The 17244-nt window shown below is 57.1% G+C and carries 13 protein-coding genes; 4 read left to right on the top strand and 9 right to left on the bottom strand.

Annotated features, from left to right (window positions below):
- Positions 1-193 precede the first annotated feature (193 nt).
- The 5 genes from ACQZ6F_RS27165 to ACQZ6F_RS27145 all read right to left on the bottom strand — a co-directional run bounded on the left by ACQZ6F_RS27165 (position 194) and on the right by ACQZ6F_RS27145 (position 5072).
- A complete protein-coding gene (locus tag ACQZ6F_RS27165) occupies positions 194-472 on the bottom strand; it encodes a hypothetical protein (RefSeq protein WP_449095287.1) in 279 nt (92 codons plus the stop codon).
- Positions 473-581: 109 nt separating this feature from the next.
- Complete coding sequence (locus ACQZ6F_RS27160; RefSeq protein WP_449095288.1) at positions 582-827, bottom strand: type II toxin-antitoxin system prevent-host-death family antitoxin; 246 nt, start codon at positions 825-827, stop codon at positions 582-584.
- Positions 828-910: 83 nt separating this feature from the next.
- Complete coding sequence (locus tag ACQZ6F_RS27155; protein WP_449095289.1) at positions 911-1840, bottom strand: ArdC family protein; 930 nt, start codon at positions 1838-1840, stop codon at positions 911-913.
- 287 nt (positions 1841-2127) lie between these two features.
- On the bottom strand, positions 2128-2712 hold the full coding sequence (locus ACQZ6F_RS27150; RefSeq protein WP_449095290.1) for a hypothetical protein: 585 nt from the start codon (positions 2710-2712) through the stop codon (positions 2128-2130).
- A 677-nt stretch (positions 2713-3389) separates the two neighbouring features.
- On the bottom strand, positions 3390-5072 hold the full coding sequence (locus ACQZ6F_RS27145; RefSeq protein WP_449095291.1) for a ParB/RepB/Spo0J family partition protein: 1683 nt from the start codon (positions 5070-5072) through the stop codon (positions 3390-3392).
- Between the two features lie 536 nt (positions 5073-5608).
- Here ACQZ6F_RS27145 and ACQZ6F_RS27140 point away from each other — a divergent pair.
- Positions 5609-7063, top strand: coding sequence for an ATP-binding protein (locus ACQZ6F_RS27140; protein WP_449095292.1), 1455 nt, complete (start codon positions 5609-5611; stop codon positions 7061-7063).
- A gap of 154 nt (positions 7064-7217) precedes the next feature.
- Here ACQZ6F_RS27140 and ACQZ6F_RS27135 read toward each other — a convergent pair whose 3' ends face one another.
- Positions 7218-8126 (bottom strand): DUF3991 and toprim domain-containing protein, encoded by a 909-nt coding sequence (locus tag ACQZ6F_RS27135; RefSeq protein WP_449095293.1) that lies wholly within the window; start codon positions 8124-8126, stop codon positions 7218-7220.
- Between the two features lie 870 nt (positions 8127-8996).
- Between ACQZ6F_RS27135 and ACQZ6F_RS27130 the strand changes: the two genes are divergently transcribed.
- The 3 genes from ACQZ6F_RS27130 (at position 8997) to ACQZ6F_RS27120 (ending at position 13007) form a co-directional block, all read left to right on the top strand.
- A complete protein-coding gene (locus ACQZ6F_RS27130) occupies positions 8997-10994 on the top strand; it encodes a S8 family peptidase (protein WP_449095294.1) in 1998 nt (665 codons plus the stop codon).
- Between the two features lie 80 nt (positions 10995-11074).
- Entirely contained in the window at positions 11075-11347 is a 273-nt protein-coding gene (locus ACQZ6F_RS27125; RefSeq protein WP_449095295.1) for a hypothetical protein, read from the top strand.
- A gap of 55 nt (positions 11348-11402) precedes the next feature.
- Entirely contained in the window at positions 11403-13007 is a 1605-nt protein-coding gene (locus ACQZ6F_RS27120; RefSeq protein WP_449095296.1) for a phospholipase D-like domain-containing protein, read from the top strand.
- A gap of 1 nt (position 13008) precedes the next feature.
- Here the strand turns inward: ACQZ6F_RS27120 and repC are convergent, their stop codons facing one another.
- The 3 genes from repC to repA form a co-directional block, all read right to left on the bottom strand.
- Entirely contained in the window at positions 13009-14301 is a 1293-nt protein-coding gene (repC, locus tag ACQZ6F_RS27115) for a plasmid replication protein RepC (protein ID WP_449095297.1), read from the bottom strand.
- A 154-nt stretch (positions 14302-14455) separates the two neighbouring features.
- On the bottom strand, positions 14456-15502 hold the full coding sequence (repB, locus tag ACQZ6F_RS27110) for a plasmid partitioning protein RepB (protein WP_449095298.1): 1047 nt from the start codon (positions 15500-15502) through the stop codon (positions 14456-14458).
- Positions 15503-15526: 24 nt separating this feature from the next.
- On the bottom strand, positions 15527-16729 hold the full coding sequence (repA, locus tag ACQZ6F_RS27105; protein ID WP_449095299.1) for a plasmid partitioning protein RepA: 1203 nt from the start codon (positions 16727-16729) through the stop codon (positions 15527-15529).
- Positions 16730-17244: the final 515 nt, after the last annotated feature.

Raw genomic sequence — 17244 nt, 5'->3', positions numbered from 1 at the left:
CATTCGGTGCTTAGTCGCGCCAGGTCGATCGCGCTTCCAACTGGCGCCACACCACACCACTCATCATCGAACATCGACAAGGCCGGCTAACAATTCCCACCGCGACGTAGAGCTGACCTGAGATGGCTGAAGTCAGGCGGCGCGAGGGCTTGCACTGGATTGGCGCGGCAATAGACCGGCTGTTGCTATCGGCTCAGGAACGGGACACGGTCGCCAGCCTGCGGCTCGCCGCTGCATCCTTGACGGAGCGGGCGATTTTCTTGAGGAAAGCTGGGCTAAAACTCCCAAGTGGCGAGGTGGCCTCGAAGTCAAAGGCCTTGTCGAGTTCGACCCGATTATATTCGTCGAGTATGATCCAGCACGGGAAATCGAGACCGGCGCGGCGGCATTCGATCTGGCTGATCGGCAGGAACAGGCGTTCGTCCCGCGGTACTTGTGAGGTTATGGCGAACAGAAAGACAACACCTGGCACGGCCGGAGTGCGCACGACGACACAGACCGGGCGTGCCCTTTGACCTGTTTCCTCCCCGGCATCCGCCTAGCGCTTCCAGAGATGGTGGAAACGGACGACGTCCCCCGCGTTAAACATGCCCGTCCTCGAGCAACTCGTCGAGTCCGTGCATCAACTCGGTGTGGACATTGTCGGGTGCGTCGTCGAGATTGTATGCGGCAGTATGGGAACGACCGAGCAGCTTTCGATACTGCTCCGCTGTCAAAATGACAAGCTTCTCCTTACCTCGTTTGGTGAGCGTCACCGGCTCGACCATTGCGGTCTCGAGGATCTCGCCCGAGGCTCGGTTCATGTCCGAAAATGAAAACTGCTTCATAGGCACCTCCAGTCAGTTTCGTATAATACGTAATCTATGCGATTTATGCGAGCTGCCGCGGTAGCAACCGCCTTGCAGGAGGGCTATTTCGCCATCTTATCATGGTGCGGCTGCAGCGCGTGCAGATATCCGACGGCCCGCTGCGCCTGCGCCGCCGCCTGGACGATAAACCGCTTGTCGTTCTTGAGAACCGTAAGCCAGGAGGCGAGGTAGCTTGCGTGGTCCGGGCGCGGTTCCATCTCGGGTGCAATTCCCAGGTCAGCAGCGAGAAAAACGGCACCAAGCTCGGCTATCAATTCCTCCCGCGCCCGCTCAGATCGATCCTTCGTGTAGCGGGATAAATCTCGATCAAGACGGTGGCGCGCGCCCGCCCAGTGGATATGCTCGTGGGCAAGGGTGGCGTAGTAGCTTTCAACGTCGCGGAAGGTCTCAATCGGCGGCATTTGGATGATATCTGGCCCGGGAGCATAGAAGGCCTTGTCACCGCCGTGACGGATGACGGCACCTGCGCCGGCAAAGAACGCATCGGCCAGCGGAAGCCTGCTGATCGGTGTAGGAACAGCATCTTTGCTCGGCGTCGTATAATTCGCAGGCAGCCCGTCGATCTGTGCAATATTGAACACGGTGTAGGCTTTGAGAAAGGGGATCTCCCGTTCGACGTCGTCGTCCTTGCCGTCGATTTCGGTTTTGCGGATCCGATTGGCGAATACGACCGTCGACCCGCTCTCGCCTTTGCGTACATGGCCGCCGAGTTCAACGGCTTGGCGGTATGTCATCCAGGTCTGCGAGGAAAATCCCCGCGCCAGACTTTCCGACCAAAGCAACAGGACATTGATACCGGAATAGGGTTCGCCGCTAAAGCGCAGGGGCCGCGAGACGCGACCACCCAACGTCGTCACGCTCCAGGGCTGCACCCAAGGGCGTACGCCCTTGCCGAGCTGCTCGACGATGAGGTCGGTGATACGCGCATAGATGTCGAAACGGGGCTGGGTCTTGGTAGCGATCTTCCTCATTTTCATTTTCCCTCTCGTCGAGCGAGCCACGCCATCGTGGCTCGTCACGGCGCAGGAGAAAGCGAAGGCCGGAGGCGGCGCACCCGCATAAACGCTGGTCGGGGCCTGCGCGGGGTCGGAGAGCGGGCCGAAACGGAAGTGGAGGACGGCTTGCCGTTGCGACCAGCCCTTCCAGGACGTAGCTAGACCGCAGACCGGGACGAGCGGCGATGCTACGCCGCACAATTCCTCGCATGAAGAAAGGCCGCAGCGCCCCAGCGCTGCGACCTCGTTCCCGGCGTTTGTCGTCAATCGAAAGCCGACATCTGCAGGGACGCAGCACGCTGATCGATCGATGAGGCGGTCGATTGGGCGCCGGTCCGTTCATAGGGCTTCCAGATTTCCCCGGTGATTTCCTCATAGGCGCTGACCACTCCTTCGGCTGCCATTCGCAGCACATGGGCCTGCAGACCCATCTCGGCCGCAAATTCGCGCTTACGCTGGGCCCGGCTGTCGAAGCCGACGGGACCATCGAGATCCTCGTCACGAGCGTCGTTGGACAGCTTCGCGGTAAGGTCACGGGCCTCGGTGACGGCGCGACTATAGAATTGGCCGGCGCCATAAGCTGAGCGGACGAAGGATCCGACAATGCGTTGCATATGAATTTGCATCGCCTTATCGGCAAGGCCGTCTTTCAACTGCGCGGCACTTTCGATCAATTGGGTGCGGTGCAGCTTGCGGATCCCATCGCTGTCAACGACAGCGTGGCCGAAGCTCTCGGAGATGCGCTGGGCCTGGGGAATGTCGGGGCAGGCATGGCGTACCATTTCGAGGGTGGTTGCGCGCTGGGCGGCCGGTCGGGCTTTGGAAGTTGAGCGATTGAGCTGTACCATGATTGATGTCCTTTGCCTTGATTGAGCGAAGCCCGAAGGGACCGTTCGTCCGGTAATGTCCCTCGGGTGCGGTCGACAGAAACCGGCGAAGCGGCTCGGCCCAAGGTCAGGGCGATGCGCGCAAGCGAGGCGAGGTCGTGGAGGATGCGGACCGCACTCGCGGTCTGCAGAATACGCGGCGTCGCCTTGCGAAGCGCGCATCGCGCCTGCCGCTGCGCGGCGCGGCACGCGGCCTTTGACCGGGGCGCCGTCCGGTTCAGACCGCAGCAAACCCGACGGACAGAACCGGAGAACCGATCCGAAGTGTCTGTTGCCCCAAGGCAGAAAGGACCGGATCGTGCGCTGCAAGCGTGCCGCGTTGGGCCGGGGATTTGATAACCCTTCAACGCGGCCGCCAGTCCGGATGCTGGTCCGGTCGACCAAATCGTGCTCGCCGTCAGATAAGTCGGGATGCCCTTGATCCGCCGGCGCCGCCAGGTGACCAATCCTGGTTGGAATGACAGCCAGCGCCATGCCTGCGCTCGATTGCCGACTGGCGCGTAGCCAACGCTCCATCACGGCGTTCCCGATCGAGGCGGAGATCTTATGAAGGGAGTTTGCTCTAGTCCGCCCGGTGGTAACGGATGCGCCGCCAGCTCAAGCCGGCGGCGCGTGAGCGTCGCTTCGATCGGCGTGACCTACTCAGCTGCCTCCCGGAACTTGGCCTCGCTTTCGGATCGAACCTCACCCGAGTCCGGATCGGGAAGCGTTACCTGATCGCCTCCTTCATTCTCAGATGTCGCAGCGGCAAAACGCGTCGCCCAGGCAGCAACGTCTTCTACGGAGGGCGCTATCCGTGAAGCAGAATGGACAAAGCGACCATCATGAAAATGCTCAACGAGCGCAGCTCGGGTGTCCTTGACCTTTATTCGTCCAGCGACGCTGGATGCCTCGGCCACCGCCTCCAGGGCGTTGCGCGAAAGGCATGACAGAAATTCTTCCGTTGCCGTGTTCGGAAGAAACTCGTCGGCACCGATCATTTCCCCGGCGATGCGAGCGGCAATTCCGCTATCGGACCGATTGCGGCGGCAGGACATCACGTCGATCAGTACAGATCGCGCGACCTGCTGCAGAGTATCGCGATCGAGAATGAGCTTGCCCTCTGCGCCGATCAGCCGGGCAGTATGCTTGCGGCTGTCGGCGTGACCATAGGGGTTGTCGGCTGACCCGCTGGCAATGGTAACGTTGGTGCCGGCAAATCCGAGGATTAGCAGCGCGATCAACAAGTCGTCGGCGATCGGCGCCCTCGCCAGCGCCTGGTGCAGGGCGTCAGTGCGGAAGTCTCCGATCATGTCGAGACCTTTCTTCGTAATATCGGGCCGGGGCTTTACTAAGTCGCGCTCTTCCAGGATGCCTTCAACACCAGCGTCCACTACCTTCACCCGTTTCGCGTCAGGTAACCGATAGGCGACCGACTGAACTGATCCGTCCCGCGGGTTGATGTACCAGCCGGTATTGTCGCCCTTACCCGGCTTGCCGTAGATCTGGCTCGCCTTCGGCGGCAGTTTTGGATGACCCCAGTCGTTGGCTTCAATGATCACGCCACGCTTCGGCAGATTATTCACAAGCCATTCCTGCTGGGCGCCGAGAAAGGCTTCGAGATCTGTCGTGTATCGGCTGTCCTCGTCCGCCGGCGCGAACAGATCTTCCAACCAAACGATACCGTAGGCCTGGGCAAGATCTTCTCCGAAGCTTGCATTCTTCGCCAACATTTGCGTCTTGGTCAGTGCGCGGGCGAGCTCCCACCAGGCAACCTGTGGCTCCTGCTTCTTCGGCTTGTACTTTTTCCAGACCTCGGCCTGCTCGTCTTGGGTCGCAGCGGCGATTGTCCGAAGCTGTTGTTCGTTCGGCATGTCGCCCCGAGCCATGTAGTCGAGAATGGCGGGGAGAATGTTAGCCAGTAGGCGTAACTTGCGGATCTGACGTGCTGGAAGGGACAGTGCCATTGCGATGGACTCTTCGGTCCAGCCAAGAGCGACCAGCCGTTCAATGGCGCGCCATTGGTCGACGGGATTCAGCGGTTCGCGGGCGATATTCTCCACGAGCGATTGCATGGCGCCAAGATCGTCCGACGGGTCCGCCAGCAAAAGCGGGATTTCCGCAAGGTCGGCGGCAATCGCCTGCGCGGCGCGCCGATGCCCGCAGACGATAATGTAGCTGTTGCCTCCTTCGGGATCGGGCTTGACGACAGGCGGCTGCACTACGCCAATCGCTTTGATCGACGCACATAGAACCGCGTCAGACTGTGGCGAGGATTGCGATTGGCGAGATCTGTCAGGATTGTCCTTAAGGCTTCGCGGATCGGCTGAAATCAACTGCATAGGATGTCCTTTTCCATTTGGGCGGACAGCGTGTCCTTCCCTCCTCGTCTTCTTCTTGAAGACAACTCCCGAACAGCAGGCTGGACCGCCGGCTGCAATTGTGGCGGAGCGGACTTGGTTTGCGGACAAGAAAGGCTCTCAGCCTTGCGGAGGACGCAGGCCCGGTCTTGCGGCCGCCACGATTGAGGATCCGTCAGCCGTCGGGCTAGTATGCAACGGATTTTCTTGAGGATTTCCCGTTCGCCGATATAATCCTTCTTTCTTTCAATCCGTTATAACATTGTTTTAGTTGCGCTTTTTTCTTCGCATCTGTGTCGCGCAACGCAATTCCGACAAAAGGGGGATAAAAAAATACCCCTTGAATAAGGACCAAATTCCCAAATAACAGCGCCCTTCTGACAAAACCTTGATAAAATCGAAGTATGGAGCGCATCACCAGATGCCGCTGTTTTTGCTCCATATTTTAAAAAATTATCCACTAAACGAACGCCGAAACATGCCGAATCTGATATAAGGGGGATAAAAGGAGACCGTGAATGCCGATCCACAATCCCTGTGCCCTTCTTGACCGCTTGTTAGAGGAGCCGAATGAAAGCACGTGGCTCGAATTCAAGGTGAACAACAAGGATCCTCGCGAGATCGGCGAATACGTGTCAGCGCTTGCAAATGCTGCAATTCTCGAGGGACGCGATCGTGCATTCATGGTCTTCGGAGTCAAAGACAGAACAAAAGAGCGCGTCGGTACCGACTTGCGCCTACAGCAACTCAAGCATGGCAATGAAGATTTTCTCAATTGGCTGAGTCGCATGATCGAACCGAGGATCATGTTGGACGTCCTGGATGTCGAATGCGACGGACTGAATTATTCTATCATCTCAATTGAACCGTCCTATGAACGGCCGGTAAAATTTAGCGGCGCCGAATTTATCCGAATTGGCGAAAACAAGAAGAAACTCTCCGATTTTCCTGAACATGAGCGATCGCTGTGGATCGCAACTGGCCGTAGGCGCTTTGAAAGTGCGATCGCAGTTTCGAATGCCACCGCCGATGACATTTTTGCCCAACTCGATCCTGAACCCCTATTTGAACTGACCGGCGATCCCCGCCTCAAAAAACCCGATGAAATCATTCGCAAGATGATCGAGTATGGTTTCCTGATCGACAATCTCGAAGGACGCTACGACATTACCAATCTAGGGGCGATCCTCCTCGCGCGCGATGTCACCCTGTTTCCTTCCATTGCCGGAAAAGCAGTTCGGATTATCAAATATATCGGACGCGACAAGTCAAAGTCGGACTTCGAACAAGAGGGCAAAAAGGGCTATGCGGTCGGTTTTACCGGGATGATGAAATTCCTAATGGACCGTCTGCCCAAGGAAGAACAATACATCAATGGCGTCCGGCGCATGGTCCCGCATTTTCCCGAAACGGCAATTCGAGAGGTGATCGCGAACGCCATGATTCACCAGGACTTCATCGTCGGTGGCGTCGGACCTGTCGTCGAAATCTACGAGAACCGCATCGAGGTGACAAATCCCGGAAACTCACTCATCGCTACCGATAGGATCCTTGATGAAAGACGATCGCGCAACGAAAAGCTCGCATCGACAATGCGCGCCTTTGGTCTCTGTGAAGAACGTGGCGGCGGTCTGGACAAAACACTTATCGAAATAGAAGCCGATCACCTGCCGGCGCCGGATTTTATTTCCTCGGAAACATCGATGCGCGTTGTTCTGTTCGCACCGCGTGCGTTTGCCCAGATGTCAAAGGCCGAAAAGATGAGAGCTTGCTTTTTTCATTGTGTTCTTCGGTGGCTGACTCACGACTACATGAGTAATGCGACTCTGCGAGAGCGCTTCTCGCTAGCACCAGACGACTATCAGGCGGTGTCTGCGATTATTGCCGAGTCGATCAAGCTCGGACGGATTGCGCCGGCAGACCCCGACCAAGGAAAGAGGAATGCGCGCTACGTCCCATATTGGGCTGCCTAAAAACAAAGGGCGCACGTTGCTGGCCAGACGCTTGTCGAAATGTGGAATTGAAGCAGATAGGGTATCCACGATGCTTTAAGCGAGGGCATCGTGGATACCCTCTTCCTTGGAAATATTCTCGTGAAGCATTGTCGACAGGAGAAGCAGCCCTTCTTCAATTGCCGGGTCCTTCCTCCTCCTTCTTCTCCGTAAGATCTTCATTCCAATCGCCGCTCACAGGTCTAAGCCTCTGGAAGCCGCAGCCTTCTTGCGCTGCGATCTGGCGCAGCGTGCCTGCGAAGGCCTCACCCTGGCTGTTGCGATCGGTCGCTGCGACGAGAATGTCGACACGGCCAGCGAGTTGCCTGATGGCGGCCTCGGTCGCGGGCGCCCAACCGCCAGCGGTGCTGGTGTAAAGCGTGTCCGGGCGTTCGCCCTCGATTGAACCAAGGCTGAGTGCGTCGATGGCTGCTTCCGTGACGCAAAGCCTGAGCGCCGAGCGAGCGCCGAAGCGAAACAGCATCTTTGTGCCGCCGGAGGAAAATCCTCGCCATTGCGGGCCTCGCTCCTCCCAGCCGGAGCATCGGCCCCGATCATCCTCATGCGCGAACCACGCGCTGCCATGCGGGCCTTGCCGGACGAGACGTTGCAAGGCGGCATGTTGCAGTGTGCTGACGGGGATGGCGCGCGCGCCTGCAAGATAGTGAAAGGCAGGCGTATTCGGCCGTAGCAGCGGTTTCGCCAGCCAGCGTGCAACAACCCCTGCCGTGTCTCGGCGGGGTTTGTGCACACTCTGCACGGGTTCACTTTTGGTCAGTCCGGCAAGAACGACCGCCGCCTTTAATGTCTCTGCAAAATTGCTGGATTGCAGGATGCCAATCAGGGCAAACACGTCGCCTTTCCCATCGGAAAGCGGATCGAACCAACCCATTCCACCATGGGTCATGATGATGATTTCGCCGCCACGGCGGTATTTGACGGCCCTGCGCGTGCTTTCCCTACGATCCAGTTCAAATCCTGCTTGCTCCAGCACGACGGCGCAGGATAGCCGTTCGCGCAACCTTTCAATTTCGCGTCTTTCCATTTTTCTATCATCCCTTTCCGCCCCTAGACCTCTGGGGCGATATCCGCGCACCGCGAAGGCCGGCGGCTGCAAGGGCGCGACCGCAGGGCGTAAGATCTGGGGAAATGAGCGCGGCGAAGCCTCCCTTGCCGGCGCCAGGGCGCAAGCGGCATTGATCGGTTCTTGCTATTAACTCCCCGAACTGGCGATGAACGCCCGAAGGTGTCAGCCGGGAATACTCCAACGATGCGGTTCGGCGCTGCGCCGAACTCAATTCCGGGTTCCCGCCGGCTGCTCCGACACGGCGGAAATCTCTAATCGTTTCGAATGCATTTGAAACGACCGATACTGCGAAATCAGCGGGAGACCTCTTGAAGGCCGACCTCGATCGAAGGATGGAAAGTCTAGGAAACGAGTTTTTTCTCTGCGCCGGATCCATCATCATGGCCGCATGTGGAAGTGCAGTGCGATCGAACGAGATCCTCATTCGCGCCGCTCCTGATCCGGTGTTTCGGTTGCGGTATCGAAGCACGCGCCAAAACGCCCTTACAGAAAACCATGTGAGAGGGTGAGAGATCTGGTCCAGCCCACCGAGTTTTCACTTTTTCTGGGGGGGCGCCCCGGACCTAGGGGTGAGGATCTCTTGACCAGGAGATGCAGTATATCCGACAAAGGAGAACAACGTCAGGCACACTCTTGGATTGCATTTAGCAAAGTTGATGGCTAAGAATTCCACTATCGAGCGGCGATCGTCTTAAAAGGTGGGAGCAAGCAGCTATGGTCAGGAAAACGACACGCAGCAGCGGCTCGAAAGGCAAGCCCGCAAGGAAAGCGAAGCCTCCTCGCACGCTAGCGGCGGCACCATCGGTGGAGGCGGCAGCGATCACATCGTTGGGCAAGCTCGCCCTTGCGCAGGCCGCACCTTTGCTTTCGAGTGCTGCTGTTGGTATTTCTCCCCTGCTATCGAGTATCTTCGCGCAAATTAACCCCGCAACGATAAACCAGATCGCCGAACTGGGGCCGAAGGTTGCAAACCTGGTTGAAGGCGTGCTGCCGTTCATTCCGATGGATCGTCTCAGCACCAAAGTCAGCGCGGCTCTTCCATCTGTCCTTGCTCAACTCCGTACGTTGCCGATCAGTGTCGAAGCCGCCCTTGATCCTCGACTACAGCTCGCGGTGATCAACCGGCTGACAGGCAAGAAGGGTCTCGCGCTGACTTCCACGTCTGGGGATGAAGTCGCGGTCATTGCGCGCGTCGCATCGGTCAACGCGTGGACCAGCCTTGAGGATGTGATTCCAGGCGCGACACTCGGCCAGGTAGCAGACGACACATGGGTCGTCACCGGCAGGCTGCCGATCGATCGCGTAGAGCATGTTCGCAAGTCGGATACCATTTTCAGCCTAAAGGCTTCGCAGCCGCTCCGCCCAGCGCTTGGCTATACGCTGGCTGCCATGGACGTGGCGCCTCAGGCGCTTCCAGCCGGTACCGATCCGGATGGGGGCAAGGGTGTTGTCATCGGCATTGTCGATTTCGGCTGTGACTTCGTTCACGCCAATTTCCGTAACAGTGACGGCTCAACGCGCATTTCGACGATCTGGAACCAGGGTGCCGTTGCGCAGCCCGGAAGCCCTTTCGGCTATGGCCGTCTCTACGACCGGGCTTCAATTGATGCGGCATTGCAACGGCCAGATCCCTATGATGCGCTTGGTTACGGGCCACGTCCGGACAGTGCCGGCCAAAGCGGCAGTCACGGAACGCATGTCATGGACATCGCGGCTGGGAATGGAAACGGTTCGAAGCAGCCCGGTGTGGCGCCTGCCGCAGAGATCATCTTCGTTGAAGCTGATAGTACGGACATCGCTTGGGACGGACCGAACGTGGTCAATCAGTCTTTTGGTGACTCAGTCCAGTTGCTGGAGGCTGTCCATTTCATCTTTGAGCAGGCGGGCGATCGACCATGCGTTGTCAATCTCAGCCTCGGCACCAATGGTGGTCCGCATGACGGCTCTTCGCTCGTCGAACAAGGTCTCGACGCGCTCGTCAACCAGCGGCCAAACCGTGCAGTTGTGATCGCCGCAAGCAACTCTCAAACCGACGATATTCATATATCCGGAACTGTCGATGCAGATATCCCGCTGGACATCGTTATGCTTCAACAGAATGCCGGCGGTGGCGAGCTGGAATTCTGGTACTCTGGCGACAAACAGCTTGAAGTAACCTTGATTGCCGCGGATGGAACCTCGTTCGGACCGGTTGGACCGGGAGCTACGCTTCCGGTCGGCGCTGGAAATCAGCTGTCGATCTTCATCAGCAACCGTCTCGATGATCCTAACAACCATGACAATGTCATCGCACTTTGGATTGCTCAGGGGCTCTCGGATGGCAATTGGACCGTCCGGCTGCGCTCGCTTGACGGACAGGAAGCCGAATTTCACGGGTGGATCGAGCGCGACGACGCGACCCAGGCGTCGTTCATCAACGCCGTCCCCACTCACACGCTCGGGTCGATCTCAACGGGGCACTCTTCGATCGTGGTCGGCTCGTACGATGCACACAAACCCCAACTTCCATTGTCGAGCTTTTCGAGCTCAGGACCGACCCGCGACGGCCGGGAAAAGCCCGAGGTTTCTGCGCCGGGTCATGCCGTGATGGCAGCAAGGTCAAGGACCGGCAACGGCGTGGTCCGGAAGTCGGGAACCAGTATGGCCGCACCAGCCATCACGGGCCTGATTGCCCTGACCTACGCCGAGGCCCTGCGCAAAGGAGTGGAAATTCCGATTGGCGACTTGCGAACACGGATTGCCGCAACGGCAAAATCGGATGAAAGGGCGGTGGACTGGGACCCGCGATATGGTTACGGGCGCGCCAATGGAGCGGTCATTGTTTGACCTCGTCGAAGCTCGCCGCTGCGGATGAGGCATAATCCTTGTTTCTCGGGGATGGAAAGCATATATTCAGGCCGTCATAGGTGCTCGAAAAGCTGATGGACCTTAAATCGCTTCGCAAATTGGAAACACTCCCGCCATCGACGCAGGCTCGCCCTCGCAACGGTGAAGAGATGGTGCTTGTCCTGACGAAGCTTCGCGCAGGTTTCACGATTCCCACCTATGTTACCCCCCGAGCAAAGATCGGCGATCAGATGTTTTCCGCCCAGGTACGTACGGCGGATCTCGAGCGCTTGGAAGCGGACCCGGCCGTAGAGTCGATGTCGCTTTCGCGTTCTGTACCGGTGATCAAATAGCAGCAGGCAGTATGGAAAGCAGAGAGGCCGCGGCTCGAAAGAGCAAGGAGGGGGCATGCGTATTCTCGATATTCAGACCAAACTGGCCGTTCAGAAGACGATCCAGAATAATCTCGCGACGCTTCAGCGGATTTCGGGATTTGTTGACGCAGTGCCGGGTTTTCCCATCATAGACGGACAGATCGTTCGCGAGCCGGCGATCATCGTCCACGTTAGCCATAAGAAGCCGGATAGTTACCTGGAACCGGCCGAGCAGGCGCCGCGTCAGCTCGGCGACTATCGGGTTACGGTCATGCAGGCGCCTGCTGAGCTACAACTGATGACGAACGCTGATTTTGAGTCTGTGGCGACGGCCGCAATAGAAGCATCGACCTCGGCACTGACTTACGAGCCACTTCCGGAAAACCCGATCGACGAGAGCTTCGAGGTCGATAGACCAATTCTATGCCATGTCGGTCCCGATGCCGGCTGGCCGACGCTGAAGCCGTTTCTGGAAGCGACAGAGAAAACCCTTGCGGTCGCAATGTACGACTTTAATGCCGAGTATATCGCCAAGAGCTTCATCGAGACAATCCGAAGCCGCGACATCAAGGCGATCCTGACTTGGGACGACAGCATGACGGCCGCGGAGACCACGATCCGGGGCAAGTTAAAGGTCGCGTTAAAAGACAATCTTGATGGCTGGATCGTCACTTGCGGATCAAACTACCGGTTTGCATCGGCCTACCATGAGAAGGTCGCAGTCCGCGATTCCAGCACCTTTTGGCTTTCGAGCGGTAACTGGAGCCTGCGCAGTCAACCTGAAATCGATCCGATCGCAGACCGAAAATCAGCCAAGGGCATGTATTCGAAGGGAAATCGCGAATGGCATGTCATCGTTGATGATGTTCCGATGGCGCAACTTTTCGAGCGCTATATCACCTACGACAGGGATGGGAGCAAAAAGGAGGCGGCGGAAGGCGCTGGTGGGGAAGCGCTGGATTTTAGCGAGCGGGAGGTCATGCCCGACGTGTTTGTCCCGATTGAAGACGTCGCTGGTGGCCTGGAACTTGCCGCATCGATTGCGGATCCCGTGGCACCGGCCCTTCTTCCGTCATCGGCTCGCAACGTTCGTATCCAACCTCTCCTCACGCCAGACAATTATCTTGGCCATGTGCGAGACATTCTGTCTGGTGCGGAGCATTCCCTCTATTTACAGTTCGCCTATATTAATTTCAGCGATGCAGCCCGCGACAAGCCATTCACGGATCTCCTATCGCTCCTTGCGCAGTTAAGTTACCGGCAGGACCTCGACATGAGGATCATTATGGGTCGAGATGGCGCAGCTGACCGGATCCGCAAACTGTCGGAGAATGGGTTCAACGATAAGGTCTTTCGTACCCAAGGTAACATCCACAACAAGGGCATCATCGTCGACGGTTCGATCGTCCTGGTCAGCAGCACCAATTGGTCCTCCGACGGCGTGCTTAGGAACCGAGATGCCGGCTTGATTATTCATGACCCCGAAATCGCCCAGTACTATCAAGCGGTCTTTGTTGACGACTGGGAGAGTCGAGCAAAGGCTTATCTCGATGACGATCCCGCAGTTGTCGTTGCGGCGCCAGGCGCCCCGACCCCGCCCGGCATGGTGCGTATGACGTGGCGTGATTACCATGGCTGATTTATACCGCCTCATGCCGTTTTCTGAGGGAACCATTGACCTTGGCAAGGGCCATAAGCATGGGGCCAGGTCCAAATTCGCCATTCTCCGCCTTGCGTGTTAAATCGCGCAGATATCCGCCGGCAGAATTTATCTGCCCTCCCCTTTCCAGGATACAAGCCATGACGGTGGCAGCATTTTCTGGGCCCATGACCGTGGTAGCTTCCTGGTAGGCTGATGGGCTGACACGGAGAATGGAGCTGATGATCAGGGCGGCCTGCTTCAAATCTCGCCAGTTTGTGATCGAGCCACCCGGACCATAATCAGCGATTTGCGGGCAAGCTCGAATGACGAGATCAAGCGGCGGGCAACTAGAAGTCCTCACTTCCCCGGCTGTCGTACCGTCGTTGCGTGCACCGGATGTAGGTTTGTCGGCTTTTGGCCTGTCTGTTTGATCGGCCTGCTTGAGCTGTGCGGACGCCGGCCCATCGGTCACTTTCTCAATGCGTGGTTCAGATTCAAGTATGATCTTAGTATCTGAACTCTGTATGTGGCGCTCATTCTGAGACTCTTTGGCGTCTATTTTTCTTGTTTTTATCTGAATTTCCAGTCGGTTGACGATCTCCTCGCGAAGGATTGAAAGTTCGCGGAGCGCGTCGTTCAAGGCGCTGAGAGACGGTACTCGGGGAACTCGTTCGACAATCGTGCGAAAGATGCCATGGACGTCGTCCCAGTCGCCTGGCACGCGCTCGTCGATGGCGACAGCAATAAGCTTGGCTACGTCGCGACGGCATAGGGTGAGATGCTCTTTAGCCTCCCGAAACAAGGCGCGTTCGGCACTTACCTGTGCAGCGAGGCGCTCGATTTCGGCGGCGCGCGCCAACAAGGGCGAGAGACTGAACCCAAACGCCTCTTTGACTTGCCCCTCTTTGCTCCGGTGGGCATATCGTTTGCCGTTCGGGCTGTCTCTGCGGACAATCAGTCCTGCCTCGACAAGCACCGCAAGATGCCGGCGCAATGTCGCGGCGGTCATTCCGCGCGCTCGAATCGACAGCTGGGCATTCGAAGGGAAGACGATCAAGCCGGCGTCCTGAGACAAATCCTCGTTCGGGTAGAATGTCAAAAGGGCATCAAGGACAGTCAGCGAGCGCTCGGTCACTCCAAGTGACGCTCGGGCTTCGCAGGCCGCTCTGAAGAGCTTCCATTTATTTCGTACGGTCCCGTGTTCGATGACGTTCGAGAGTTGCTGATTTGCCAACATCCCAAGCGACATCGACCGCCGCCCGAAGGGCGTCGTCACATATCCACTCTCCATATCTTTCACCTTTCATCAGGCAAAAGAAAAACGCTCGCCAAAACGACGCCAAAGACTCTTGACTAGGATTCGTGAAAATGCGATTCTCGGCTTGCTAGAACACGAGAGAGGCTTCCACGACGGCAACGTTTAGGGGGCCTTTTTCTTTTGCAGATTAATCTCCTGCTTTCGACTGTTGTTGATCCTGGAAAGCGCGATAGAGCGCCTCCAACTGATCGGAGACAAATGCTCCGAATTTCGATGCGTCCTTCGACGACAATGCGATAGTGAAGTTTTTGCCAGACGATCGGGTCGTCACAGCAACGGATTTGGCTGCAACATCGAACTGACGGACTGACGGCAACGCGGCTGGTCGCTTCGGCTTTTTGACAGTCTTGAGTTCGTTGAGGAGCACATTGAAGCGCTCTCCATCTGGAGAGGTCTTGAAGGTATCTGTCTCGACAAACTCAGTTGCACGCTGACTTTCCGCCGGCGCCAGAACGAGTTTTTTAAGCTCTTCCCATCGATCCCGTCCGACGCCTTTTGCGGCTCCAACTGCCTCGAGGACCACGTCTGGAACTGTGTCTGCGACCGAGAGCATCCGTGAAAGAAGTGTATCGTCGATCGTCAGGGATGCCTTGACGATATCTTTGCTCATGCCGTTTGCGATGAGCTTGCGGGCAAAAAGAGATTTCTCGATAAAGGTCAGGTCGGACCGGGCCGTATTCTCCTGCCCCTGTGCGATGACGTGAGCTATGTCCTCGATCGCCTTGACAACCGCCCGGACCGGGATACCGATTTCACGAGCTGCGCGAGCACGCCTGTGACCGAAAACAATCATGTAGCGGCCAGCGTCGTCGGGGTGTGGTCGGACGAGTATGGGAGTTGATTGGCCCGACTGGCGGATCGCCTCTCTCAGCTGCACATAGTCATCCATATCATCGCCGATGCGGTCGGCGACGAATGAGGCGTCGAGCAGCTCTGGGTCAAGGGACACGACAGTGTCACCCTCCAAGAGCCGAAGAGAGTTCTCCGCCATCTCATCAAGAGATTGCATCATAGAGCGAGTGGCGCCCCGTTTTGCATATTCGGAGCGCGCCTCGGCACCCCGTTGTTGGGCGTCTGCTGCTGGTTGTACGAAACTCGCCAGAGAGTGCTTTCTAGCCACGGCTTTCCCTCCCCTGCCGCGCCAGATATCTGGATTTGCAATGGAATTTTCCATTCTGCACGGCTGTCAAATTGTCTGTCATTTGCGCCCCCAAGCTTTGTGGATGAGGTCTGTAATTTCCCCGTTGACCGCATTGAGGCGCTCAAGCGCACGGTCATAGGTGGTCCTGGTGAATTGGTTCTTTTCCACTTCGTAGAGAGTCTGCTTGGTGATGCCTGCATCGCTGATCGCGGTCGACTTCAGCATGTGGTTCTGGAGCATTCGTTTGGAGAACATCGCCTGCATAAAGCCTACCATCTGCGCCTGCGGACCATCGGTCGGCTCGTAGCGCGTGACGAGGTAGCGGAACCAGTTAAGCTTTACCTTTGCGCCAGCCGACTTGATCGACCCAAGAATTCCCCCCAGCATCAGAAGGAACTGGCTCATCGACATGATGTCGAGCATTTGGGGATGAACGGTGATGAGCACTGATGTCGACGCACTGAGCGCAGTCAGCGTCAGATAACCAAGCTGCGGCGGGCAATCGATCACAACAACATCGTAGCGGCCGTCAACCTCCTTCAACGCGCTCGAGATGCGCGTAAAGAACAATCGGCCCTCCGGAGAGGCCTTGTTCGTAGCCGCAAGCGGAGTTTGGTATTCGTATTCCTGCAGTTCGAGATTGGCCGGGACGATATCGAGACCCGGGAAGTTCGTCGGCTGAATAATCTCCGTGATCGACTTGCGCTCGTCGTCATAGCGCAATGCTTCGAAAAGCGATGGATTCTTATCGAGCTCGGGCTGTATGCCGTGAAGCGATGTCAGCGATGCCTGAGGATCAAGATCGATCGCCAGGACGCGATGTCCTGTGAGGGCGAGATACTGGGCGAGATGCGCCGTGGTGGTGGTCTTACCTGACCCACCCTTGAAATTAACAACCGAGACGATTTGCATCGGCTCGCCGGGGCGACGATGTGGGACATAGCGCTTGAAGTCACTCCGGCCATTCTTGTCGAGAAAATGCCGAAGCTCAAGCATCTGCTCGGCGGTATACGTGCGACGGCCAGACGAGGTGGTTGCAGGAACTGGTCCCTTCCCTTCGAGGTGCAATTTTTTGATATGGTTCTGCGTCACGCCGAGATAGTCTGCGACTTCGGCCAACGAGAAGGCTCGTAATCCTTTATATGCGTCAGGCGGATATTGCTCCAGACGCAACATGTTCAGATTGTCGGAAATCAACTCTCCTTGCTGGAGGATTTCCTCATCGAAATCGAGCGTATCGAAGTTGATCGCCATGTTCATTCAACCGAATCCAGAAATAACGCTTTTCTTGCCGTTGTGGCTCAATAAGCGTTATTAATACCTGCGATTCTAGCAGCTCGGCAAACGGTTTTTAGTTAACGAAATCCTAAAGAATTGTAACAACGGTTTCGAGTACGCTTAAATGAACCCTAAGCGGTTGTTATAAAGAGGAATTCCTCGATTCTGCACGGCTGTCAAACTGGTGATTTGGAATTAATGGCGTGTTTGGCGGGAACCCACAATCTCTTCCATTCACACCGGAACTGCTTCGACTTACCCCGGCTAATCCTGACCACCTGATTTAGTAAGCCGCTGTGACGCAAGGCCGCGGACACGATCAACTGGCGACGAAGGCCGGCAGGCTGCTTGTCGTTCCGAATGACGGGCGCGCAGGATGATTTCAACACATGGGAGCGGAGCAGCGAGAGAGATGGCCCTGTAAGGTTCTCATAATGTTGGACCTTCAATCGGATGCAACTTTTCATGAAGGAGTTGTGAAAATGCATTCGATCGCA

The organism is Rhizobium sp. A22-96, assembly GCF_053521805.1.
The sequence above is the reverse complement of the archived record's forward strand: the minus strand, read 5'-3'. Positions and strand labels throughout refer to the sequence as shown.

What these genes read in the sequence shown, in the direction of transcription:
- ACQZ6F_RS27120 (WP_449095296.1), top strand. Translation starts at nt 11,403, where the DNA reads ATGCGTATTCTCGATATTCAGACCAAACTGGCCGTTCAGAAGACGATC.
- repC (WP_449095297.1), bottom strand. Translation starts at nt 14,301, where the DNA reads ATGGAGAGTGGATATGTGACGACGCCCTTCGGGCGGCGGTCGATGTCG.
- repB (WP_449095298.1), bottom strand. Translation starts at nt 15,502, where the DNA reads ATGGAAAATTCCATTGCAAATCCAGATATCTGGCGCGGCAGGGGAGGG.
- repA (WP_449095299.1), bottom strand. Translation starts at nt 16,729, where the DNA reads ATGAACATGGCGATCAACTTCGATACGCTCGATTTCGATGAGGAAATC.
- ACQZ6F_RS27155 (WP_449095289.1), bottom strand. Translation starts at nt 1,840, where the DNA reads ATGAGGAAGATCGCTACCAAGACCCAGCCCCGTTTCGACATCTATGCG.
- ACQZ6F_RS27135 (WP_449095293.1), bottom strand. Translation starts at nt 8,126, where the DNA reads ATGGAAAGACGCGAAATTGAAAGGTTGCGCGAACGGCTATCCTGCGCC.
- ACQZ6F_RS27145 (WP_449095291.1), bottom strand. Translation starts at nt 5,072, where the DNA reads ATGCAGTTGATTTCAGCCGATCCGCGAAGCCTTAAGGACAATCCTGAC.
- ACQZ6F_RS27150 (WP_449095290.1), bottom strand. Translation starts at nt 2,712, where the DNA reads ATGGTACAGCTCAATCGCTCAACTTCCAAAGCCCGACCGGCCGCCCAG.
- ACQZ6F_RS27140 (WP_449095292.1), top strand. Translation starts at nt 5,609, where the DNA reads ATGCCGATCCACAATCCCTGTGCCCTTCTTGACCGCTTGTTAGAGGAG.
- ACQZ6F_RS27160 (WP_449095288.1), bottom strand. Translation starts at nt 827, where the DNA reads ATGAAGCAGTTTTCATTTTCGGACATGAACCGAGCCTCGGGCGAGATC.